This is a genomic window from Streptococcus penaeicida (assembly GCF_002887775.1).
In the GTDB taxonomy this organism is placed as follows: Bacteria; Bacillota; Bacilli; order Lactobacillales; family Streptococcaceae; genus Streptococcus; species Streptococcus penaeicida.
Map to the genome: position 1 here is coordinate 34,751 of NZ_LOCM01000011.1, position 24,012 is coordinate 58,762.

Here is a 24,012-nt window from a genome sequence, read left to right on the forward strand (position 1 = left end):
GTTGAAAGCGCTAAATTCTCTTATTTTTTCCCGAAAATGGTATTTGCATTTTCATTTGATATAATAGAGGTAAGAATTCAAGAGATGAAGGTGCCTATGAAATTACTTTACACGGATGTCAATCATTCCTTAATAGATTTGTTAGTTGAAGAAGCAGACCGCTATGCCAAGGAAGGCTATCGTGTTTTTTATATTGCTCCAAACTCCTTATCCTTTGAAAAGGAAAGAAGTGTTCTTGAGAGTCTGGAGGAGCAGGCTTCATTTGCGATTACGGTGACACGTTTTGGTCAAATGGCGCGTTATTTTACGCTTGATAAGATTAAAAGTCAAGAAACCCTAGATGATGCTGCTTTAAGCATGCTTCTCTATCGTGCTTTAGATGGCTTAAGCGAAGAGAACTTAAAACTATATTACCATATTCGGAAAGACTTAAGTTTTATAGCGCAATTAATGGATTTATATAAGGAGCTGAAGTCAGCAAATATCTCGATTATGGATATTGCTTTTGAAGACCCTCTCAAAAAAGCCGACTTAGTGACTATCTTTACGGAACTGGAAGATATCTTACGGGAAAAGAATCTCATTCAGGAATCTTCCTTAGACCATTTTTCACAAGCACTGGCAAGTGGTCAAATTGAGGAAGAATTAAAAGAAACAGTCGTTGTGATTGATGGATTTACACGCTTTTCTTCCGAAGAAGCCTTGTTAGTCTCTCTCCTACAAGAAAAATGCCATCAAGTCGTTATTGGTACCTACATTAGTCCTAAGGCATATCAAAAAACCTATACCGAAGGTAATCTTTATCAAGCTAGTATTGATTTTTTCCGACAATTATCAACTCAATATCAGGTAAAAGCTGAGTATCGTTTAAGCAAAGAAACTTATCCATTAGCTTTCCAAAATATAACAAATGTCATTGAGTCTTTATATGACTTTTCGGAAGAAGCAGAAAGTTTGGAGAAGGCTGATACAGAAGTTATTGAGATTTGGCAAACCCTTAACCAAAAAGAAGAAATCGAGCATTTGGCTAAAGATATTCGTCAAAAGTTATATGAGGGATATCGCTATAAAGATATCTTGGTCCTTTTGGGCGATGTTGATGCTTATCAATTACAAATGGGGCAAATTTTTGAAAAATTTGAAATTCCCTATTATTTTGGTAGGTCGGAGGAGATGGCTCACCATCCTATTCTGCAATTTTTTGATGGATTGGAAAGGATTCAAACCTATAAGTGGCGCAAAGAAGATCTCTTAAGTATTTTAAAAACAGGCCTTTTTGGTCATTTTTCGAGTCTTGAATTGGATAGTTTTGAGAGCTACTTGCAGTTTGCTGATATTAATGGCCCTGCAAAATTCTCAAGAGTTTTCAAAGTGAATCTAAAAGATAATCAAGGTCGGCAAAGCTTTAATCTTGAAAATATTAATAAAGTAAGGGAAGCTATTTATAGCCCACTCAATCGTTTTCTCAGCAGTAAAAAAGATAGTGGCGCTAGCCTGATTGAGAGCTTGTTGACATTTTTAAATGACATTGATTTTACTGCCAATATGCAAGAGCTCAGCTATTTCCAAAATGAGAATCTACAGGAAAAAGATCTTGAAGTTTGGAAAAATGTGACCTCAATTTTAGAAAAGGCTTATCAGATATTTAATGACCAAGTGATGTCCTTGGAGGAAATGCTTAGTCTCATCAAGACCGGTATGCAAATGGGCAAGTACCGAGCAGTTCCAGCAACATTGGATGTAGTTACCATTAAATCCTATGACTTAGTCGAGCCTCATAGTAAAGACTTTGTTTATGCCATTGGCATGACTCAAAGTCATTTTCCAAAAATTTCTCAGAACAAATCCTTAGTTTCTGATCAGGAACGGAGTAAAACAAATGAAAGTTTGTCTGCTTTTAGGTCTTTTGAAGTCTCTTCATATGACATAACTAAAAAGAATCATTTTTCATTTCTTTCTGTGCTCAATGCTGCTAATCAAAAATTAGTCCTTAGTGTTCCCCTGGTTTTAAATGAGGTTTCAGAAAATAGGTCACCTTATCTTAAAACCCTGATTGATTTAGGGATTCCGATGATTGAAAAGGATAAAAATCGCTTTTCAAATTTAGATACTGATATCGGTAATTATAAATCCCTTTTATCATCTATCATCGAAATCAATAATCTTGATCAAGACTATAACTTATCAAGTGATGAGGAAAATTTCTGGACGGTTATGAGCAGGTACTTAAGGAAACGTTTGGCAAGTGAACAATTTACTATTCCGCAGTTAACCACTCATCGTCGGGAAAGTAAACCCCTTTCTTCAGAGGTTATTCAGGCGCGTTTTCCGCTTAATCAACCGATTTCCTTGTCCAATTCTGCACTGACTGTCTTTTATAACAATCAGTACAAATATTTCCTCCAGTATATTTTAGGCTTACAAGAATTAGCTTCCATTCATCCAGATGCTAGACTCCATGGTGCCTACTTACACAAAGTATTAGAAAAGGTTATGAAAAATTCTTCTAAGGATTATTTTGATAGTAAAGTTAATCAGGCCATTCAGGAAACTAATCAAGAAAATGAGTTTAGGGACTTTTATCTTGCTGATTCACAGGGACAATACAGTCTCAATCTCTTAGAGGAAATCGCTCGTTCAACGACAGATATTTTTAAGAGTCATGGTGACATTAGTATTATTGCTCAAGAAAAACCCTTCAACTTAGCTCTTGAAGATAGGGTAATCATTAAAGGCGTTATTGACCGAATTGACCAACTGAATGATCAGTCTTTAGGTATTGTTGATTATAAATCAAGTGCCAATGTGTTTGATATTAGTCTCTTTTATAATGGTTTAAATTCCCAGTTGCCAACCTATTTATCAGCATTGAAAGAAGGAATTAATCAACCGAATGATCAGGAATTTCCACTTTTTGGGGCCATGTATTTACACATGCAAGAGCCCAAAATAAAGATGACGGAAAAATCCGATATTGCCTCAAGTCTCTTGGAAAGGCAGTATAAAGAAATGAAGTATCAAGGTATTTTCTTGGAAGAAGAAAAGGAGAAGCTCGCTTCTGGTCCTTATCATCTTCAGAATAATACCTATAGTGACCAGGAATTGGCATTGATTTTAGCCTATAATAAATGGCTTTATTTAGAAGCTGAGCGTATTATCCGTAAGGGTCATTTCTTGATTAACCCGTACACCAAAGATGGAAAAACGGTTCAAGGTGACCAATTAAAAGCCATTACTGGTTTTGAAGCTGACCTCAATTTTGATCAAGCTAGACCCTTATTAAAAATTCCAGGGCGGCAAAAGAAGGAAGCAGTAATTACATTAATGACCGAACAATTAAAAGGAGGGGAATAAGATGGAATTTCCAAAATTTTTAAATGAAAATCAAATCAAAACCCTCCAAACTGAGGAATTGCTTTCTGATAAAGTGCAAAAACGGACCAGTGAACAAATTGAGGCTATCTATTTAAATGGGCATAATATCCTTGTTTCAGCCTCTGCAGGGTCTGGAAAGACCTTTGTTATGGTTGAACGGATTATTGATAAAATTATGCGTGGCATTCCAATAGACCGGATGTTTATTTCAACTTTTACGGTTAAAGCAGCTACTGAATTGAAGGAGCGTCTTGAAAAGAAATTAGTGGCGGCCATCAAAGAGAGTCAGGATCCAGAGTGGAAGGTTTACCTTAATCAACAGTTGCAACTGATACATCAGGCAGATATTGGGACAATGGATTCATTCACGCAAAAATTGGTGACTGAACATAGTCATCTCTTAGGGCTGTCGCCAAAGTTTCGAATCATGCAGGACAAGTCTGAGCAAGATATTTTGAAAAAGGCTGTTTATGAGGAACTATTCTCCAAATACCTAGAGGGAGAAAAGCGGGAGACTTTCCTATCTTTGGTAAAGAATTTTTCAGGAAAACGGAAGGATTCCCTTGCTTTTAGAAATCTTGTATATAACGTTTATTATTTTAGCCAATCGACACAGGCGCCTGCTTTTTGGTTGGAAAATGATCTGCTCAGAGCGAGTGAAATGTATGTTGATTTCCAGAGTATAGCGGATTCAGAAGTGGAAGCCCTGCTCCAAACCATGCAAAAAACAGCCCAAGATTTGCGGGATCTGACAGAATTAGAAGAATACGGCAAAATGACTAAAGCCGGAAAACCAAGTGCCAAGTATCAAAAACATTTGCTTATTATTCAGGAGTTGGAAGAAAAATCTCTTCATTTTGAAACTTATTATGGTAAAGAGAAACTAAGTCAATTAGCCAAGGATATCCTAGCCTTACTACCTAGTGGGGATAGTATTACCGTAAATAAGAAGGCTTATCCTATCTATAAGGATTTGCAGCCACGATTAAAAGAATGGCAACATTTGGAAACCATTTTGCATTTCCAAAAGGAAACTAAGCCCCTCTTGAAACTCCTCAAAGCTTTCGTCATGGATTTTAGTCAGGCCTATCTTGAGGCAAAAAGGAAAGAGAATGCCTTTGAATTTTCAGACATTGCCCATTTTGCTATTGAGATTCTTGAAAAATATCCGAACATTCAAGCAGCCTATCAAGAAAAATACCATGAAGTCATGGTGGATGAATACCAGGATAATAACCATATGCAGGAGCGCATGTTAGAACTCTTAGCAAATGGTCACAATCGCTTTATGGTAGGGGATATTAAACAGTCCATCTATCGATTTAGACAGGCCGATCCTCTAATCTTTAACCAGAAATTTAAAGATTACCAAGAGAATCCAGAGCTTGGACGCTTGATTCTCCTTAAAGAAAATTTCCGAAGTCAATCAGAAGTTTTGGATGCTACTAATAGTATCTTTACCCATTTAATGGATGAGGAAATCGGTGATATTCTTTACGATGACAGTCACCGCTTGCTTGCAGGTAGTGACCGTCAGAAGGAAGAGTATCCTGAAAATCGTGCCCAAATCATCTTATATGATAGTAGCGCAAGCTCAGATCTGGATGAAGAATCGGATCAAAAAGATGATTCCTCTCAAGTACCACAATTATCTCCAGGTCAGATTAAAATAGTGGCCAAAGAAATTATTCGATTGCATGAGACAGAAAATGTGGCTTTTTCTGATATCACGCTACTAGTATCTTCAAGGACACGAAATGATAATATCTTCCGAACCTTTAATCAATTTGGGATTCCGTTAGTTGCAGATGGCGGTCAGGAAAACTATCTACAATCTGTTGAAATGATGGTTATGTTAGATACTTTAAGAACCATTAATAACCCTCTCAATGATTATGCCCTAGTTGCTCTTCTCAAGTCGCCAATGTTTGCCTTTGATGAAGATCAATTAGCTAGGATTGCTCTGCAAGATTCTTCAGAAGAATTTACAGAATCCTTTTATAAAAAAATGCTTAATAGTCAGGTTAAAACGGGGAAAAATGTTCAGTTAATCACTCATGAATTAAGCAGTAAAATTGATTTCTTTATCAATCAATTGAAGAATTGGCGCCAATTTGCACAAAAGCATTCACTTTATGATTTGATTTGGCACATCTATAATCAACGTTTTTATTTCGATTATGTCGCATCTGGTCCAAAAGGGGAACAAGCTCAAGCCAATCTTTATGCTTTGGCGATCCGGGCAAGTCAATTTGAAAAAGCTGGTTATAAAGGCTTATCTCGTTTTATCACTATGATTGATCGCATTCTTGAGACTGAGAATGATTTGACTGACGTTGATGTGGCAAAACCAAAAGATGCTGTCAATCTAATGACCATTCACAAGTCCAAGGGACTAGAGTTCAAATATGTGTTTATTCTCAATTGTGATCAAAAATTTGGCTTCCAGGATTTAAAGGCGACGGCCATCATGGACCGACATCAAGGAATTGGCATCAAATACCTGGCAGATTTTAAATCTTACTTAGATGCTCAGCAATTCTCAAGTGTCAAAGTTAGCCTTGAAACCCTGCCTTATCAAGTGATTCGAAAAGCTATTAAACGTGCGACTTTGTCAGAGCAGATGCGGCTTCTTTATGTAGCCATGACCAGGGCGGAGAAGAAGATTTATTTGGTAGGTAAGGGTCAAAAAGAGAAGTTGGTGGATAAGTTTGAGGGCCAGCGTCAGGATAATCATTTATCCCAAAGTCTGCGTGAGAATTTACAGTCCTTCCAAGACTGGATTTTGGCTGTGGCAGCTAATTTTGAGCAAGAAGATTTGCATTTTGACATCAGTTTTGTCGGTGATGATGACCTGACTGATGACAAAATTGGACAATTGAAGCAAGTTGAACGCCTTCGTCCTGATGATTTAAGCCATAACCACCAATCAGATGAGATTGCGCGTGCTCTTGATATGTTGGAAAAAGTCAATCTTCTTAATCAGGGTTATCAGGCGGCTATTCATTTGCCAACCGTTCAAACTCCAAGTCAGATTAAAAACTTTTATCAACCAGTCATGGACGCCGAAGGTATGGCGATTATTGATAAGAGTAATGGGCAAAGGAAGTTAGCTTTTGACCTGCCACAATTTGGGGCAAATGCTGAGGTGGAAGCTAGCCAAATTGGTTCTGCACTTCATGAAACCATGCAAAAAATTGATTTAACTCAGACACCTAATCAAGAGGCCATTGAAGCAGCAATAGCTTTAGTAGATGCAAATGATTTGGTAAAAGCGCAACTAGATAAAGAAAAAATTCTTGCCTTTTTCACAGATACAGAATTGGGACAATTGCTCATTAAGAAACGTGAGCATCTGCATCGTGAGGCGCCCTTTGCCATGTTGAAAAAAGACAGTTTAAGCCAAGAAGATTTTGTTGTTCGTGGGATTATTGATGGCTACCTCCTCTTTGACGACCGGATTATCCTTTTTGATTACAAAACAGATAAATACAAAGATGCTCAGAAAATCAAAGAGCGCTACCAAAGCCAACTTAATTTATATGCTGAAGCCTTGACCAAAGCCTATGGTATCCCTTTGGTGGAAAAATACCTGGTATTATTAGGAGGGGACGAATTGGAAGTAGTTTCTGTCTAGAAGATTAGTCCAAACTGAAGTCTAAAGCAAGTTCAGAAAGAACCAAGACTGGACCTGTCAGAATCCATTTTCTTCTAATTCTCATCAATTCTGAAAACCACGCTGAAAAAGTGCAAATATTATTGACATTTTGTTAAAAGTCATGTAAGATGTTAAAGAACGTGTAAATGTTACAATATCTTGAGGAGGTGAATCACATGTCAAAAACAGTAGTACGTAAAAATGAATCATTAGACGATGCTCTTCGTCGTTTCAAACGTTCTGTTACTAAAGCTGGAACTCTTCAAGAATCACGTAAACGTGAATTCTACGAAAAACCTTCTGTAAAACGTAAACGTAAATCAGAAGCAGCTCGCAAACGTAAAAAATTCTAATTTTAGATAAAAAAAACAGTCTTCTTTTTGAAGACTGTTTTTGACTCTTGTAAATAGATATTTTTTTATGAAAACTACAAAAAAGAAGTTGCAGAGCAACTTCGAATTATTAATTATTTGCTAGCAAGTAAGTCGCGAATTTGAACAAGAAGTTCTTCTTGAGTAGGTCCAGCAATAACTTCTTCCTCTTCTTTTTTTCTGTACGACATCGCTTTATTTGCAGCCTTAACAACGAAGAATAGAGTTGTACCAACAATTAGGAAGTTGATAACAGCAGCAATGAAGCTACCATATTTAACACCGTTCCAAGCTAATTCAGCGATGTTTGAAACACCTGCAGCTTTTAGAACTGGATTTAAAATAAGTGGTGTAACCACGTCAGCAACTAATGAATCGATGATAGCTTTGAAAGCAGCACCAATAACAACGGCAACAGCTAAATCTAAGACATTACCTTTAAACAAAAATTCTTTTAATTCTTTAATCATGAGAATTCCCCTTTCAATATTTATTAAATAATATCATAATTTATAATGAACAACAATATGCTCGTTTTTATAAATTTACAAAAAGTCTTGAAAATGCTATAATTAACTATAAAAAATTAGAATGGGTATTTTGTGGGGAGGTGAAGATTTGGCAATTGACAAAGATATGATTTCCCAGATTAAAAATGCTGTAAATATCGTTGATATTATTGGCGAAGTTGTCAGTCTTACCCGCACTGGCAGACATTATTTAGGACTTTGTCCTTTCCATAAAGAGAAAACACCATCTTTTAACGTCATTGAAGACCGCCAGTTTTTCCATTGTTTCGGCTGTGGGCGTTCTGGCGATGTTTTTAAGTTTATTGAAGATTACAGGCAAGTCCCTTTCCTGGAAAGTGTTAATATAATTGCTGAAAAAGGTGGGATTGTCTTAGATATTGCGCCGCAAACCCAAACTCAGCAAAATCGGAAAAACCCTCATCAGGAATTGATTGCCATGCATGAGGATGCACAAAAATTTTACCAAGCAGTCCTCAAAACCACAAAGATGGGGCAGGAAGCACTCAGTTATTTATACCAGCGGGGCTTAGATGATGACTTGATAGACCATTTTAAAATTGGCTTGGCACCAGCTGAAAATGACTATCTTTATCGGTCACTTTCCCAAAAGTATCAAGAAGAAGCCTTAGCAGCTTCAGGTCTCTTTAATCTTTCGGAGTCGTCCAACACAATTTACGATGCTTTTCGTAATCGGATTATGTTTCCTTTAACGGATGATCGTGGCAACACCATTGCTTTTTCGGGAAGGGTGTGGACGGAAGCAGATATTGCCAAAAAACAAGCTAAATACAAAAATTCGCGAGCAACTGTTCTCTTTAATAAGTCTTATGAACTTTATCATTTAGATAAAGCCAAGCCGGTTATTGCCAAAAAACATGAAGTTTTTTTGATGGAAGGTTTTATGGATGTCATAGCTGCTTATCGAGCAGGTTGTGAGAATGCTGTCGCCTCAATGGGAACTGCCTTGACACAAGAACATGTCAACCATCTGAAATCACTAACCAAAAAGGTTGTCTTGACTTATGATGGTGACGATGCAGGTCAAAGTGCAATCTTTAAGTCTTTAGAACTTCTAAAAGACTTTCAAGTGGACATCGTACGCATTCCTAATAAGATGGATCCAGATGAATTTGTTCAAAAATATTCAACTGAAGAGCTTGCTAATCTCTTAGAACACTCACGCATAAGTGACGTTGAGTTTTTGATTGATTACTTGAAACCAGAGAATATGGACAATCTCCAATCTCAGATTGCTTATGTTGAAAAAATTGGTCCAATTATCGCTGGAGCACCTTCCATAACAGCTCAAAATTCCTATATTTACAAAGTGGCAGATGCTTTACCAGATTTTGATTACCTACAAGTCGAGCAAACCGTTAATTCTTATCGACTCAAGGATCGTCAAGAAAGACAGGTATCGGCTCAAGTTCCAAGAACGGAACTGGTTAGTTTACCTGTGACTAAAAATCTGACTGCCTTGGTTAGGACTGAAAACCAATTGTTGCACCGCCTACTTCACCATGACTATCTTTTAAATGAATTTCGCTTAAAAGAAGCATTTTATTTTGATACTCCAACTTTACAGGAGCTTTATCAAATTCTAAAAAATACTGGAGAGGTTACTTCACTTGATTTATCGCAATTAAGTCCTGAAGTCAATCAAGCTTACTATCGTGTCTTGGAAGAAAATCTACCTGAGGAGGTTACTGAAGGTGAAATTGAAGATATTTTAGTCAAACGCAACAAGTTGCTCAATGAAAGAGATATTCATAAACAAGGAAAACAAGTGAGAGAATCCAGTAATAATGGAGACCACAAACTAGCCTTAGAAGTTTTAGAAAATCTAATTGCACAAAAAAGGAAAATGGAATAGAGGAAAATATGGCTAAAGAAAACGAAATAACAACTTTTAATGTTCAAGTTGCAGAATTCATTCGTAACCACAAAAAAGAAGGTACTGCAGTTGATGATGAAGTAACAGAAAAACTTGTTATTCCTTTTGTATTAGATGCAGATCAAATAGATGATCTTTTAGAACGCTTAACTGATGGTGGTATTTCAATTACTGATAAAGAAGGAAACCCATCATCAAAATATATTGTTGAAGAACCAAAACCAGAAGAACTAACTGACGAACAATTAATCGGAAGCAATTCAGCTAAAGTGAACGATCCTGTTCGGATGTATTTGAAAGAAATTGGTGTCGTTCCTCTTCTAACAAGTGAAGAAGAAAAAGAACTAGCCATTGCGGTAGCAGAAGGTGATGTTGATGCAAAACAAAGACTTGCTGAAGCTAACTTACGTTTAGTGGTATCTATTGCTAAACGTTACGTGGGTCGTGGCATGCAGTTCCTTGATTTGATTCAAGAAGGTAATATGGGATTGATGAAAGCCGTTGACAAATTTGACTACTCTAAAGGATTCAAATTCTCAACTTACGCAACATGGTGGATTCGTCAAGCTATCACACGTGCTATCGCTGACCAGGCCCGTACCATTCGGATTCCAGTTCACATGGTTGAAACGATTAATAAACTCGTACGTGAACAACGTAATCTTTTACAAGAATTAGGTCAAGATCCGACACCAGAACAAATTGCAGAACGTATGGAAATGACACCGGATAAAGTTCGTGAAATTCTTAAAATTGCTCAAGAACCAGTCTCACTTGAAACACCAATTGGTGAAGAAGATGATAGCCACTTAGGCGACTTTATCGAAGATGAAGTGATTGAAAATCCTGTAGATTATACAACGCGTGTTGTGCTTCGTGAACAACTTGATGAAGTATTAGATACCCTAACAGACCGTGAAGAAAATGTCTTAAGACTACGTTTCGGACTCGACGATGGCAAAATGCGTACCCTGGAAGATGTGGGCAAAGTCTTCAACGTTACACGTGAACGTATCCGCCAAATCGAAGCCAAAGCCCTACGCAAACTCCGCCACCCAAGCAGAAGCAAACAATTAAGAGATTTTATAGAGGATTAAAAATGCCCGGTGGGCATTTTTAACGGCGAGCTTGAAATTAGAAACGAGCCCAAAATCCAGGCTGAGGGTTTAAACGGCGAGCTTGAAATTGGAAAGCTGACTGTTTCCAAGTGGCGCTTCTCAGCGGTAGGTCTTGAAATAGAAAAACCTACCGTATCCAAGTGGCGCTTCTCAGCGGTACACCTAGAAACTAGAAAGTGTACCGAATGCCCGGTGGGCATTTTTAACGGCGAGCTTGAAACTGGAAATAGCCACTTGTAATACAGTCGATTAAAAACAAGACTGTTGTTAAAATTGATAGAAAAAGAAGTTAATATTAAAAGTGATTTATTGCTCAAAGTTCAAATGGACTTTGAGCTTTACCATAAATGATAAAGGATGTTTAGATGTCAGAAAATCAAAAATATAGTGAAGAAGAAGTTGGTAAAATTAAAGACCGTATTCTAGAAGCACTCGAAATGGTCATCGACCCAGAACTTGGTATCGATATTGTTAATCTTGGTTTGATTTATGAAATCCATTTTTCGGACTCGGGTCATACTCAAATCGATATGACTTTAACAACAATGGGTTGTCCTTTAGCTGATTTATTGACTGATCAAATCTATGATGTCTTAAAAGATGTTCCAGAAGTAACAAGTTCAGAAGTGAAATTGGTTTGGTATCCAGCTTGGACTGTAGATAAAATGAGTCGTTATGCACGAATTGCTTTAGGAATTCGATAAAAACAAACTTAAGGGATGAAATATTCCCTTTTTTGGTGTAAAATAATGAGGAATAATCTGAATATAAGAGCTTCATAAGGCTTTCAACGAGGAGAAAATATGATATTAATTACTGGTAGTAATGGACAGCTTGGAACAGAATTACGTTATTTATTAGATGAGCGTAATGAAGAATATGTAGCAGTAGATGTTGCTGAAATGGATATTACAAATGCTGAAATGGTTGACCAAGTCTTTTCACAAGTGAAACCGACATTGGTTTACCACTGCGCAGCCTATACGGCAGTTGATGCAGCAGAAGATGAAGGCAAAGAATTAAACCAAGCAATCAACGTTGATGGTACAGTGAATATCGCAAAAGCTTGTCAAAAATATAATGCTACATTAGTTTATATTTCAACTGACTATGTTTTTGACGGTACAAAAACAGTAGGTCAAGAGTGGTTCGAAACAGATGTTCCAGATCCTAAAACAGAATATGGGCGCACTAAACGTCTGGGTGAAGAAGCAGTTGAAAAATATGCTGAAAAATTCTATATTATTAGAACTGCATGGGTATTTGGTAATTACGGCAAAAACTTTGTTTTCACTATGCAAAATCTAGCTAAAAGCCATCCCAAACTTACAGTCGTTAATGACCAGTATGGTCGTCCGACATGGACTCGTACGCTGGCTGAATTTATGTGCCATTTAGCTGAAAACAATAAGGAATTTGGTTATTATCATCTCTCTAATGATTCAAAAGAGGATACCAGTTGGTATGATTTTGCCAAGGAAATCTTAAAAGATACTGACGTGGAAGTAGTTCCTGTTGATTCATCTGCCTTTCCGGCAAAAGCTAAGCGTCCACTTAATTCAACCATGAATTTAGATAAGGCAAAAGCAACTGGATTTAAGATTCCAATGTGGCAAGATGCTTTACATGAATTTTATCAACAAGAAATCAAAAAATAAGCTGAAGAATGAGCTTTGCCCTAGTGGCAGAGCTCCTTTTTTCATGGTAAAATCTCGTAAAAAGTCACTATTTATGCTATAATATTTATTGATTATATTTTAGAATGGGGCATTGTGAATGCAGGATGTATTTATCATTGGTAGTCGAGGATTACCAGCAAAATATGGTGGCTTTGAAACTTTTGTCGAAGAGTTAATCAGTCATCAAAAAAGTGGAGACATCCGTTATCACGTTGCCTGTCTCAGTGATTCAAAACATAAAGAACACTTTGATTTCAAAGGAATCGATTGTTTTTACCTTAATCCACCAAAGATTGGCCCTGCAAGAGTCATCGCTTATGACATGATGGCCATTAACTACGCTCTGAAATTATGTGATCGACAAAATAGTAAAAATCCCATTTTTTACATTCTAGGTAATACTATTGGTGCCTTTATCGGATCTTTTGCTAAGCAAATTAAAAAGCGCGGTGGTCAGTTTTTCATCAATCCTGATGGCCTTGAATGGAAACGCAGTAAATGGTCTAAACCAGTTCAATTGTATTTGAAATATGCTGAAAAGCAAATGACCAAAAAAGCTGATTTAGTCATTTCAGATAATTTAGGAATTGAATCATACATTAAGGAATCTTATCCATGGGCTCAGACTAAATTTATTGCTTACGGAACTGATACAGAATCGTCTAGCTTATCATTTGAAGATGATAAGGTTCGTGACTATTTCAATAACTATCAAATCAGTGAGAAAAATTATTACTTAGTCATCGGTCGCTTTGTACCTGAAAATAACTATGAAACCATTATCAAAGAATTTATGGCTTCACAGACTGAACGTGATTTGGTCGTGATTTGCAACCATGAAGGCAATGGATTCTTTGAAACCTTAAAATCATTAACTCACTTTGAAAAAGATGAACGGGTCAAGTTTGTAGGCACCCAGTATGACCGTCAGTTATTAACCTACATTCGAGAAAATGCCTTCGCCTATATCCATGGACACGAGGTCGGGGGAACCAATCCAGGACTCCTAGAAGCCTTGGCCCATACTAAGCTTAATTTGGTCTTCGATGTTGATTTTAACAAGTCGGTGGCAAAAACTGGCGCTTTATATTGGACCAAAGATGATAAGGTATTAGCTCAGTTAATTGAAAGTGTTGATAGTCGCCACAATTACGATGATTTAGGTCAGCAAGCCAAGGAGATTATCCAGAAAGAATACACTTGGGACAAAATTGTTAGTGAATATGAGGCCTTATTTTTAAATGAAAATTAACATTTTAATGTCCACCTACAACGGTGAAAAGTTCCTAGCAGAACAAATTGAAAGCATTCAAAAACAGACAGTTACAGATTGGACGCTATTAATCAGAGATGATGGCTCAAGCGATCGGACACCGGAAATCATCCAAGAATTTGTCGCAAAAGATAGTCGGATTCGTTTCATTAATGCTGATCATCGTGTTAATTACGGTGTCATCAAGAATTTCTTTACACTGTTAAAACATGAAGAAGCTGACTTTTATTTTTTTAGTGACCAAGATGACGTTTGGTTGCCAGATAAGATGGCCATTCAATTGCAAGAAGCTCAAAAGTATGACCAGGAAATACCATTAGCTGTTTATATGGACCTAAAAGTGGTGGATCAAGATTTGAATGTCATTAATGAAAGCATGATTCGTTCTCAGTCAGGTCATGCCAATACAAAAATGATTCAAGAACTTTCTGAGAATGCTGTGACGGGTGGAGTAATGTTGATCAATCATGCCTTAGCAGAAAAATGGCTATCACCTGATGGCATTATTATGCATGACTGGTACTTAGCCTTGTTAGCTGCAAGTCTTGGAAAATTGATTTATATTGATTTACCGGGTGAATTATATCGCCAACACAGTAACAATGTTTTGGGGGCAAGAACACTTGATAAACGCTTTAAAATTTTGCGAGAAGGTCCTCGCCATATTTTTACACGCTATTGGAAGCTAATCCATGAATCACAACAGCAAGCCCAAAAAATTCTTGAAACAGAAAGTACTAACTTAGCTTCTAAAGATAGAGAAGTCTTACGTCACTATATCGACATTGACCAACAGGTTTTTACTGAGAGACTTCGTCGTATCATAAAATATAAGTACACAAAGAATCAATGGAAACATATTATTGTTTTTAGACTATTATTGCTTACAAATCTATATAATGCGAGATAAAAATGAAAAAAGTTCTATTAATTATTCCAGCCTATAATGAAGAGGGTAGTATCGAAAAGACAGTTGCAAAGATTGTTGCTTTTCGTGAGCAACACGATCTTTCATTTCAATTGGACTATATTGTTATTAATGATGGCTCAACAGATTCAACAGCTCAAATCTTGGATCAAAAGCAACTACAGCATATCGACTTAATTCAAAATTTAGGAATTGGTGGTGGTGTTCAAACAGGCTATATTTATGCCTTAAGACAAAATTATGATATCGCTGTCCAATTTGATGGGGATGGTCAACATGATATTAATAGTATCGCTGAGGTCGTAAAACCGGTTTTAGAAGATGAGGTTGATTTTGTCATAGGTTCCCGTTTTGTTGATAAATCGATTGAGAATTTCCAATCAACTTTTATGCGTCGATTAGGAATTAATTTAATTTCCATAGCAATTAAACTGACAACTGGCAAGAAAATTTACGATACCACTAGTGGTTATCGTGCAGGAAATAAGAAAGTCATTGCTTATTTTGCTCAACGTTACCCAGTGGCTTATCCTGAGCCAGAATCAATCGTCCGACTTTTGAAAAAAGGGCTTAGAGTAAAAGAAATGCCAGCCAACATGTTTGAACGTCTAGAAGGCGTCTCAAGTATTAGAGCTTTCAAATCAGTGACTTATATGATAGATGTGCTAATTTCAATTCTAATTGCTGGATTTATGAAGGAGCAAGATTAATGAGTTTATTTCTACAAGTCGAAATGTTTATTTTGGCACTAATAATCTTATATGCTATTATTCGCATGGTTAATAAACATTCTTTTTCAGTAAGAAGAGCTACACCTTGGCTTTTTGTTGGTTTCTCACTTGTCTTTATCAGTGTTTTTCCGCAAGTTGTCTCAATTGTTGCTCATCGTGCAGGATTTGCTCTAACCATGAATTTTCTTCTGTTTATGGCAGTCCTTTTCTTGTTTGTCTTGGAAATTTTTGATACCCAAAGTTCAACTCGAAAAGAAGAGCAAATCAAAAAACTGATACAAGAAGTTTCCTTGTTAAAAAAAGAAATTGAGGATAAAGACTTTAAATGACAAAAAAGATTTTGATATTATTCGGTTTCCTTTTATTATTAACTGGATGTAAACAAGCCAAAAGCCCGAAGGATTCTTATCAAAAAGTTGATATTACTGCCTATTATCACTATAATAACCAGCCTTTAGAGGGTATCCATGTTGAAGTCTTTAATTATGAAACTGCTTATCGGAAAATAAAATCTGGTAAATTCAATAAAAATGACTTATCGCATTATACTTTAGATGGTGTTCGTAAAAAGTACCAGGTTAAGGATAATGAAATTATTATTGAAAATTATCATTTTGGTAAAGGTATAAAAAATTCATCTAATGATGCAAAGGCTATCATTAGACTCTTGTTCGAAAATTGCAAAGACTATTTAACTTACATGAATGGATTAAAGAGTGAGGTTGTCCTATCAAATCCAGATAATAGTCGCTACAAGTTTTCTAATAGTCAAGGTAAATTAATTGGAACTGTAGAGAGTGGTTTATCAATGATTCGAGATACCACTGGAGCAAAAAATTATAAACTCACTCAATTAAAAAAGAATTCTGTCGTCTATATTGGTAATACACGCCCAATTAAAGAGAAGATTCGCTTAAATAATAAAAAAGTAATTGACTTTATTTCTGCAGACTATGGTCAAGAATTAACATATAAAATTCCTGTTACCTCTAATGAAATGACCATTAAATTATCTCCTAATTTTGTTGTAGATAGTGCAAGTTATCCTTATAATACTCAGGTTCAACCTATTGCTAAAAAGGTGTCCAATAATGGAGAACTTGTTGAGACTAGTGATAGTCCAATCATTAGTAATGGTAAAATAGTCTATCACTCAAAACGTATGCAACTTGATTCCTTCGATAAAGAAATCATGAACCGTGAATTATCATTATCACTTTCAAAATTATATTCTTTAAACCAACTAACATTTGAATTTAAAGAAGATAAACCAAAGTATTTATTAGTGAAAGGTCATGTTAGTTCAACGGTCACATATTCCATTCCTTTAATTTTAGAGTTGGCAAATGATCAATCTCAAAGCATGGACTATAAATTAGATGTCTATAGCACTCAGACGTCACAAGGGATCTATGTTTATGATAAAGATGGTGGCATTTTAACCCCACAAATTGAAAGCTATGGCATTAATTTTGTGACATTTGATGGTCAGTCAAATAAACCAAAGGCCAACCAAACCTTCTTATTAGCCAAACTCAAAAAAGGTAAAGTTTCTGTTTTGGAGAGAGAAGATAAAAATGCAAAATGGCATGACACGAATATGTCACTTAAAGAATTTTCTAAGCATAAAGATAAGTTCTCACCAGTCATCATCAAAGGCAATCAATATAATTATAGTGATGGAAAAAGTCGTGAATTGCCACTTAACTATGAGTTATGGAAATTTGATGAAAAGAAACAAAATGAAGAAAATCAACCACTCTTTAAATTGCGTGGTCTCTCAAAAAACTATAAGTATTTTATGCTTCCTCTAAATACTGATAATTGGATTGTTAATCAGGGAAAACCAATAACTTTCACCGTTGGACCGGGAAGTATTGCGAATGCAAAAAATGATAATTATGAAGTGAATGGCTTCATTTCAGATATGCAATACAATAAGGAAGAATACCAAGCAATACCTGTCGTTTCAAAAACTCAAAAAATACAAGAACCAAACAATCCTTTGATTAAAACAGCGACAATTGTTTGTATTGTATTAATAAGCTATTTAGCAATAATCTTTATATTTGTTAAGAAATTATGATTTGTGACAAATAAAGATTTTCAGAAGGAAAAATTATGAAGAAAATGACTGTTCTTGAAATAAGGAAAGTACAACTAGAAATGCTTGCCTACATCGATAAGTTAGCAAGAGAAAATGGTATCGAATATTCCTAGGTGGAGGAAGTCTTTTAGGTTCAATACGACATAAAGGCTTTATCCCTTGGGATGATGATATTGATTTAATGCTTAAAAGAAGTGAGTATGAAAAATTGATGAAGTTATTAGCTAGTCAAGAACACGCTGATTATAAACTCTTACATCACTCAGTTGAGCCTAATCTTTGGCCATTCGCTAAACTCTATCATACAAAATCAATGTACCAAAGCAAAACAGATCGGATTCATCCATGGACAGGAATTTTTATTGATATTTTCCCTATGGATAAATTACCTGAGACTGCTGAAGAGCGTGAAAAGTTCTTTAAGAAAGTTCATAATGCTGCAGCCAATCTTATGTGTACAACCTATCCTAATTATGCTAGTGGGTCTCGTAAATTGTATGCTTTTGCCAGATTAGTTTTAGGTTTTCCTCGTTTTCTTAAGTATCATGGCCAAGCAAAAAAACAAGCTCAAGTGGCGGATCAGATTATGGGAACATACAATGAACAACATGTTCCTTATATAGGTTATACAGACTCGCGCTATCGCTTAAAAGAGTTTTTCCCTGTTGAATTATTTTCAGAGTATGAGGATACACCATTTGAACAGTTAACAGTAAGAAAAATAAAAAATGATCATGCTTATTTGAATCAACTTTATGGCAGCTCTTATATGGAATTACCACCAGAGGATAAGCGAGAAAATCACAGTTACTACACATGGTACTGGAAGGAGAAATAAATGAATATTGGTCTTATTTTTGCAGGTGGAGTTGGTAGCCGGATGCGTTCTAAAGGAAAACCAAAACAATTTTTAGAAGTACACAGTAAACCAATCATTGTTCATACCTTGGAAGTTTTTGAAAATAATCCAGAAATTGATGCTACTGTTGTGGTATGTGTCAGTGATTGGATGACTTATATGGAAAAATTAGTAGAGAAGTTTTCCTCAGAAAAGTTAAAGCTATTGTACCTGGTGGTGAAACTGGACAACTTTCCATTTTTAATGGTTTAGAAGCTGCGGAAAAAATTGCTAGTGGACAAGATGATATTGTTCTGATACATGATGGTGTCCGTCCTTTAATTGATGTTCCTCTCTTATCTAATAACATTCAAACAGTCAAAGAAAAAGGCTCTGCCATTACTTCTGTAGCAGCAAAAGAAACAGTAGTTTTAATTAACGACCAATCTGAGATCGAAGAAGTAGTTGACCGAACTCGTTCTTACATCGCTAAAGCCCCTCAAAGCTTTTACTTAAAGGACATTCTAGAAGTTCAAAGAGACGCAATTGCAAAAGGGATAACCAATGCGATTGATTCAAGTACTTTAATGGGAATGTATAAACGGAAATTAACCATTGTAGAAGGTCCATATGAAAACATCAAGATTACAACACCCGATGATTTCTACACCTTTAAAGCCCTTTACGATGCTAAAGAAAATGCTCAAATTTATGGATTATAAAATGATAAGTTATTCAAATTCAATTGTACAAAGAGATTTACAAACCATTATTTCCGATCACTCGATTGCTTGGGAAAAATTAAATCAGAAATCAGTCTTAATAACTGGGGCTAACTCTATGTTGGCAACTTACATGATCTATAGCTTAGCCTATTTAAATCAAATTGAGGACCGCAATATTACCATCATTGCAAGTGCTCGAAATTTAGAAAAAGCCAAATTACGTTTTAAAGATTTAGTTGAAGATGACAAAATTATCCTGATTCAACATGATGTCAACGAAACTTTGGTTTATGAAGGTAAAGTTGATTTTATTGTACATGCAGCTAGCAACGCAAGCCCTCATTTTATTTTGACTGATCCAGTTGGAATTATTAAGGCAAATACACTGGGAACACTAAATCTTTTAGAATTTGCCAAAACAAAAGCTACTGAAAATTTCCTATTCATGTCTACTCGTGAAATCTATGGAAAAGCTATACAAGAAGTTATAGACGAAGAAGCCTATGGAGCTTTTGACATATTAGAAAGCCGTGCTTGTTATCCAGAAAGTAAGAGGATGGCTGAAACACTTCTAAGATCTTTTTCTGACCAATATCAGTTACCATATACAATTGCCAGACTTGCCCATGTTTATGGACCAGGTATGGAAGTGGCAAACGATGGTCGGATTATGAGCGATTTAATTCATAATGTTCTTCTGTCAGAAGATATAATCTTGAAAAGTGATGGTAGTGCGGAACGGGCATTTTGTTACCTATCGGATGCAACAACAGCATTATTTTTAATCCTCTTAAACGGTGAAAATGGACAAGCTTATAACATTGCTAATGAAGATGAACCCATTATGATTCGTGACCTTGCTAAGCTACTTGTTGAAACTTTCCCTACTAAAGGATTAAAAGTAGTTTTTGATATTCCGCAAGAAACAAGTAAAGCTTATAGTAAAATGGGTAGAACCCGACTTAGTACTAAAAAATTAGAAGCTATTGGCTGGCAAAGACAAGTTAGCCTAAAAGAAGGTTTAATAAAAACTGTCGAGAGCTTTGAGGGAAATTAATGGTTAAAACAGCAGTATTAGTGGCTACTTATAATGGTCAAAATTTTATCTTGGATCAGTTGGATTCTATTAGAAACCAAACAGTTAAGCCTGATTATGTTATTTTACGAGATGACCGTTCAAGCGATAAAACGGTTGAAGTTGTCAACGACTATATCAAATCACACGATTTAAAAGGATGGTCAATTGTTAAAAATGAACATAATTTAGGCTGGCGTTTAAATTTCAGGCAGCTACTAATTGATTCTTTAGACTATCAAGTGGATTATGTTTTTTTTAGCGATCAGGATGATATCTGGTATTTAGACAAAAATGAACGTCAATTGGCAATTATGGAAAAAAATCCTCATATTGATGTTTTAAGTGCCGATGTCGATATTAAATTAATGTCAGAAGATGCTACTGAGCCTAATCAATTTCAGTTTGATAAACAAGATGAGATTACAGCCTATCCATTAGATTTTACCTATCATAATTATCGTCAAGGATGGACTTTTTGCATTCGTAAAGCTTTAGTAGAACAGATTTTGAAATATTATACTGATGGCCTAATTTTATCTCATGATAATTTAATGACCGGAATATCTGGTTTACTTGGAAGTGGCTATAATTATAATCAAGCAGTTGGGGTTCATAAAAGACACGGTGGTAATGCAAGTGGAAATTTATTGAGTCTTCACAGTTCGCATCAACGTCATCTGGATGAATTAAAATTAGTTCTAAGTTATGATTTGATAGCTGAAGGTGTCCTTAAGGAACGTAATCATCCTAATTATTCTAAACTTCTAGAATATTTAACATTTAATAAAGAACGTATAGAGAATGCTAAAAATAGAAAAGTACTTTCAACTTTAAAACAGGTTATAAAAGATAAAGACTATTATGACAGTTTTAGTAACAGAGTAAGGGATATCCTATTTTTAGTCAAAAAATAATGGAGTATAGATGAAAAAAACATATATCAGTTATATTGAAACTCTTTTTTCTGATAAGACAATTCATAAAACCTTTCTTGTTGTTGGACTTATGATAACAATGACTTTTAGTTTTTTAATGCCTTTCTTTAATGAACCAGATGGCCAATACCATCTAGCAGTTTCCGGTAGAATTGCAAATAGTGTTATCGATACTTCAAAATATGGCGAGTATGATATTATTTCAGGGATGAAAAGTCAAAAAGACTCTTATAAAGACGGAACACGATTTGAAAAATATTACCTCAATAAAGCATCTTTTGTTTCATGGAAAGATGCACCTAGGGAGGTTAATTACTCTGTTGTTAACTTTGTTTATTGGGGCCATGTTCTACCAGCAATAGGTTTAAAATTAGGGCAGTTTATCTACCCATCCATGGGAGTTATGATTACCTTTGCAAGGCTCTTAACATCTTTCTTATCAGTCATCGCATTAACCTTTATTATAAAATCACTGAAAAATGCAAAAATGATCTTTTTTGCAGTCTTCCTGAGTCCGGTTTCATTAAATTCATTTGCTAGTCTTTCATATGATGCCACAGGATTTGTCATAACAGCTTGGTTAGTTTCGCAATTAATCAATATCTTATCTGATCGAATGATTTCAAAAAAACGCCTGATTCTATTAGCAATCACGACATTCCTGGCTTTAATAGGATGCAAGCAAAATTATTGGTTAATATTAGGCTTGATTCCAATTGTATTATTATATACAAATCATGTTAAAGCAGTACATTTAAGATCCAAAGTCTTAAATGTGCTTGAACTTATTTCAAAGAATCTTGTCTTAAAATTAGTTGTAGCAGTATTTATTCTTGCAGGATTTTATGTGATATCACGTTCTCATGGTGGTCTGTTAGTGGTTATTCGACGTTATCTAATGACCTTTGGCTATAATTATTCTGGAACGCAATTGCTAAGTAATGATATTACTTCATGGTTAGCGGCACCTTATCCTTCCTATAATTTTATCCCAACATGGGTTTCTGCGGTTTGGTACCTTCTTTTCTTTGCAGTCTTATTTACTGAAGAAAAATTTGTCAAAAGTAGAAAAATTGGTTTAATATTCCTAATGACTTTCTTTGTTGGGATTTTTGGGGTTTATTTTATCATGTTAGAATATAATGGAGCAAGAACTAGCTATATTGAAGGAGTACAAGGGCGGTATTTCACTCCAACTTTAGTTTTATTACAAGTTTTTGCTTCTAGTATAAAACTTCGAATTGAGCAATATGGGCAAAAAATTATACCTATTGCTTTACTTTGTTTAATACTTGTATCAAATGGATTATTATTATTTGATACTGTAATCAGTTTGATATTGAGGTAATTTTCGTGAAGTTAATTAAAAATATGTTTTACAATACCTCTTATCAATTATTGACATTAATACTTCCATTGATAACAGTTCCTTATGTTTCTCGAATATTATCACCAACTGGTATCGGTATTAATGCCTATACAAGCTCAATTGTGATGTATTTTACCCTTTTTGGGGCGTTAGGGATTTCTTTGTATGGAAATCGTGAAATTGCTTTTGTTCAAAAAAATAAATATAGACGAAGTAAGGTATTTTGGGAATTAGTTTTTCTGAAATTCATCACTGTATCAATTGCCTCAATCTTTTACTTACTCTTTGTTTTCTGGACCAAAGATTGGACCAGTTTTTACCTTTTACAAGGGATTAATTTGCTAGCTACTGCAACTGATATTTCTTGGTATTATCTTGGAATAGAAGATTTTAAAAGAATAGTTGTACGAAATACAATTGTTAAACTAACAACAGTTACCTTAACCTTTATTTTAGTAAGAACTAAAAATGATTTGGGTCTGTATATCTTTTTAATCGCTTTTGCAGCCTTACTTGGGAATTTAACAGTATGGCAGCATCTAAAAGAAGAAGTTATCAGGATTCCTTTCAAAAGACTTTCAATTTTCAAGCACTTGAAACCAACTTTGATGCTCTTTTTACCACAAATTACGATGCAAATTTACCTCTCCTTAAATAAAAGTATGTTAGGAGCTATGGATAGCGTTGTTAGTGCAGGATATTTCGATCAATCAGATAAAATTATTCGTATTTTATTTACGATTGTATCAGCAATTGGTGGCGTTTTTCTACCCCGTCTATCTAGTCTCTTCTCTAATGGAAAAAAAGAAGAAGCTAAATCATTACTTATTAAATTAATTGATTTGAGTAATGCCATTTCAATGTTAATGATAGCTGGGATTGTAGGTGTTTCCTCTACATTTGCAACATTCTTTTTTGGAAAAGACTACGCTCAAGTAGGTGCCTTAATGGCAGTTCAATCCTTTATGATTATTTTTATTTCTTATGGTAATGCTTTAGGCACCCAATATTTGTTAGCTTCAAAACGTACCAAGGCTTATACCTATTCAGCAATCGTAGGCTTGATTATAAATGTTATCGGAAATATCATTTTGATTCCAATTCTTGGTGCAATGGGAGCCATAATCTCAACAGTTTTAACCGAATTTGCAGTATCTTTATATCAAATCATTTCATTGCGAGATGTCTTTAGTCTTAAAGAATTAACTCGTGGCTTATTGCGGTATTCTGTTGCAGCTCTCGTTACGGCGGCACTCATATTTTATATGGACAGTCATATGTCCATCTCATTTATCAACTATGGTCTCCAAACCATTGTAGGTGTGTCGACCTATGTTATTATTATTTATGTATTGAAAACACCAGTTATTGACTTATTTAAAAACTTTAAGAAGGGAATATAA

General features: G+C 35.3%; 17 protein-coding genes and 2 pseudogenes. 18 read left to right on the plus strand and 1 reads right to left on the minus strand.

What is annotated here, in order from left to right:
• Positions 1–96: 96 nt before the first annotated feature.
• The 3 genes from rexB (at position 97) to rpsU (ending at position 7,386) form a co-directional block, all read left to right on the plus strand.
• Positions 97–3,354 carry an ATP-dependent nuclease subunit B gene (gene rexB / locus AT575_RS02415; RefSeq protein WP_102776999.1) on the plus strand — a complete coding sequence of 1,086 codons (3,258 nt, stop codon included), beginning with the start codon at positions 97–99 and terminating at the stop codon, positions 3,352–3,354.
• A gap of 1 nt (position 3,355) precedes the next feature.
• Complete coding sequence (addA, locus tag AT575_RS02420) at positions 3,356–7,012, plus strand: helicase-exonuclease AddAB subunit AddA (RefSeq protein WP_102777000.1); 3,657 nt, start codon at positions 3,356–3,358, stop codon at positions 7,010–7,012.
• Positions 7,013–7,209: 197 nt separating this feature from the next.
• A complete protein-coding gene (gene rpsU, locus AT575_RS02425; RefSeq protein ID WP_000048058.1) occupies positions 7,210–7,386 on the plus strand; it encodes a 30S ribosomal protein S21 in 177 nt (58 codons plus the stop codon).
• 113 nt (positions 7,387–7,499) lie between these two features.
• Here rpsU and mscL read toward each other — a convergent pair whose 3' ends face one another.
• Positions 7,500–7,874, minus strand: coding sequence for a large conductance mechanosensitive channel protein MscL (gene mscL, locus AT575_RS02430; protein ID WP_102777001.1), 375 nt, complete (start codon positions 7,872–7,874; stop codon positions 7,500–7,502).
• Positions 7,875–7,995: 121 nt separating this feature from the next.
• Between mscL and dnaG the strand changes: the two genes are divergently transcribed.
• The 15 genes and pseudogenes from dnaG to AT575_RS02510 all read left to right on the plus strand — a co-directional run bounded on the left by dnaG (position 7,996) and on the right by AT575_RS02510 (position 24,012).
• Positions 7,996–9,807 carry a DNA primase gene (gene dnaG, locus AT575_RS02435; RefSeq protein WP_102777002.1) on the plus strand — a complete coding sequence of 604 codons (1,812 nt, stop codon included), beginning with the start codon at positions 7,996–7,998 and terminating at the stop codon, positions 9,805–9,807.
• An 8-nt stretch (positions 9,808–9,815) separates the two neighbouring features.
• A complete protein-coding gene (gene rpoD, locus AT575_RS02440; RefSeq protein WP_102777003.1) occupies positions 9,816–10,925 on the plus strand; it encodes an RNA polymerase sigma factor RpoD in 1,110 nt (369 codons plus the stop codon).
• Positions 10,926–11,311: 386 nt separating this feature from the next.
• Positions 11,312–11,650: a metal-sulfur cluster assembly factor gene (locus tag AT575_RS02450; RefSeq protein ID WP_102777005.1), complete on the plus strand. Its 339-nt coding sequence runs from the start codon at positions 11,312–11,314 to the stop codon at positions 11,648–11,650.
• A 99-nt stretch (positions 11,651–11,749) separates the two neighbouring features.
• Positions 11,750–12,604 (plus strand): dTDP-4-dehydrorhamnose reductase, encoded by an 855-nt coding sequence (gene rfbD / locus AT575_RS02455; protein ID WP_102777006.1) that lies wholly within the window; start codon positions 11,750–11,752, stop codon positions 12,602–12,604.
• A gap of 118 nt (positions 12,605–12,722) precedes the next feature.
• Positions 12,723–13,877: a beta 1-4 rhamnosyltransferase Cps2T gene (gene cps2T / locus AT575_RS02460; RefSeq protein WP_102777007.1), complete on the plus strand. Its 1,155-nt coding sequence runs from the start codon at positions 12,723–12,725 to the stop codon at positions 13,875–13,877.
• Complete coding sequence (locus tag AT575_RS02465) at positions 13,867–14,808, plus strand: glycosyltransferase family 2 protein (protein WP_102777008.1); 942 nt, start codon at positions 13,867–13,869, stop codon at positions 14,806–14,808. Before cps2T ends, AT575_RS02465 begins: the two co-directional genes overlap by 11 nt.
• Positions 14,809–14,810: 2 nt before the next feature.
• Positions 14,811–15,536 carry a glycosyltransferase family 2 protein gene (locus AT575_RS02470; protein WP_102777009.1) on the plus strand — a complete coding sequence of 242 codons (726 nt, stop codon included), beginning with the start codon at positions 14,811–14,813 and terminating at the stop codon, positions 15,534–15,536.
• On the plus strand, positions 15,536–15,886 hold the full coding sequence (locus AT575_RS02475) for a DUF2304 domain-containing protein (protein ID WP_102777010.1): 351 nt from the start codon (positions 15,536–15,538) through the stop codon (positions 15,884–15,886). Before AT575_RS02470 ends, AT575_RS02475 begins: the two co-directional genes overlap by 1 nt.
• Entirely contained in the window at positions 15,883–17,643 is a 1,761-nt protein-coding gene (locus AT575_RS02480) for a hypothetical protein (protein WP_102777011.1), read from the plus strand. The genes AT575_RS02475 and AT575_RS02480 overlap by 4 nt, the downstream gene beginning before the upstream one ends.
• Positions 17,644–17,678: 35 nt before the next feature.
• Positions 17,679–18,502, plus strand: a pseudogene (locus AT575_RS02485) (LicD family protein).
• Positions 18,503–19,224, plus strand: a pseudogene (locus AT575_RS02490) (IspD/TarI family cytidylyltransferase).
• Position 19,225: 1 nt separating this feature from the next.
• Positions 19,226–20,284 carry an NAD-dependent epimerase/dehydratase family protein gene (locus AT575_RS02495; protein WP_245871426.1) on the plus strand — a complete coding sequence of 353 codons (1,059 nt, stop codon included), beginning with the start codon at positions 19,226–19,228 and terminating at the stop codon, positions 20,282–20,284.
• Positions 20,284–21,219: a glycosyltransferase gene (locus AT575_RS02500; protein WP_102777012.1), complete on the plus strand. Its 936-nt coding sequence runs from the start codon at positions 20,284–20,286 to the stop codon at positions 21,217–21,219. The genes AT575_RS02495 and AT575_RS02500 overlap by 1 nt, the downstream gene beginning before the upstream one ends.
• Before the next feature lie 10 nt (positions 21,220–21,229).
• The gene (locus AT575_RS02505; protein ID WP_102777013.1) at positions 21,230–22,588 is read left to right on the plus strand and encodes a DUF2142 domain-containing protein; all 1,359 of its coding nucleotides are present in this window, start codon (positions 21,230–21,232) and stop codon (positions 22,586–22,588) included.
• A gap of 5 nt (positions 22,589–22,593) precedes the next feature.
• Positions 22,594–24,012, plus strand: coding sequence for an oligosaccharide flippase family protein (locus tag AT575_RS02510; protein WP_102777014.1), 1,419 nt, complete (start codon positions 22,594–22,596; stop codon positions 24,010–24,012).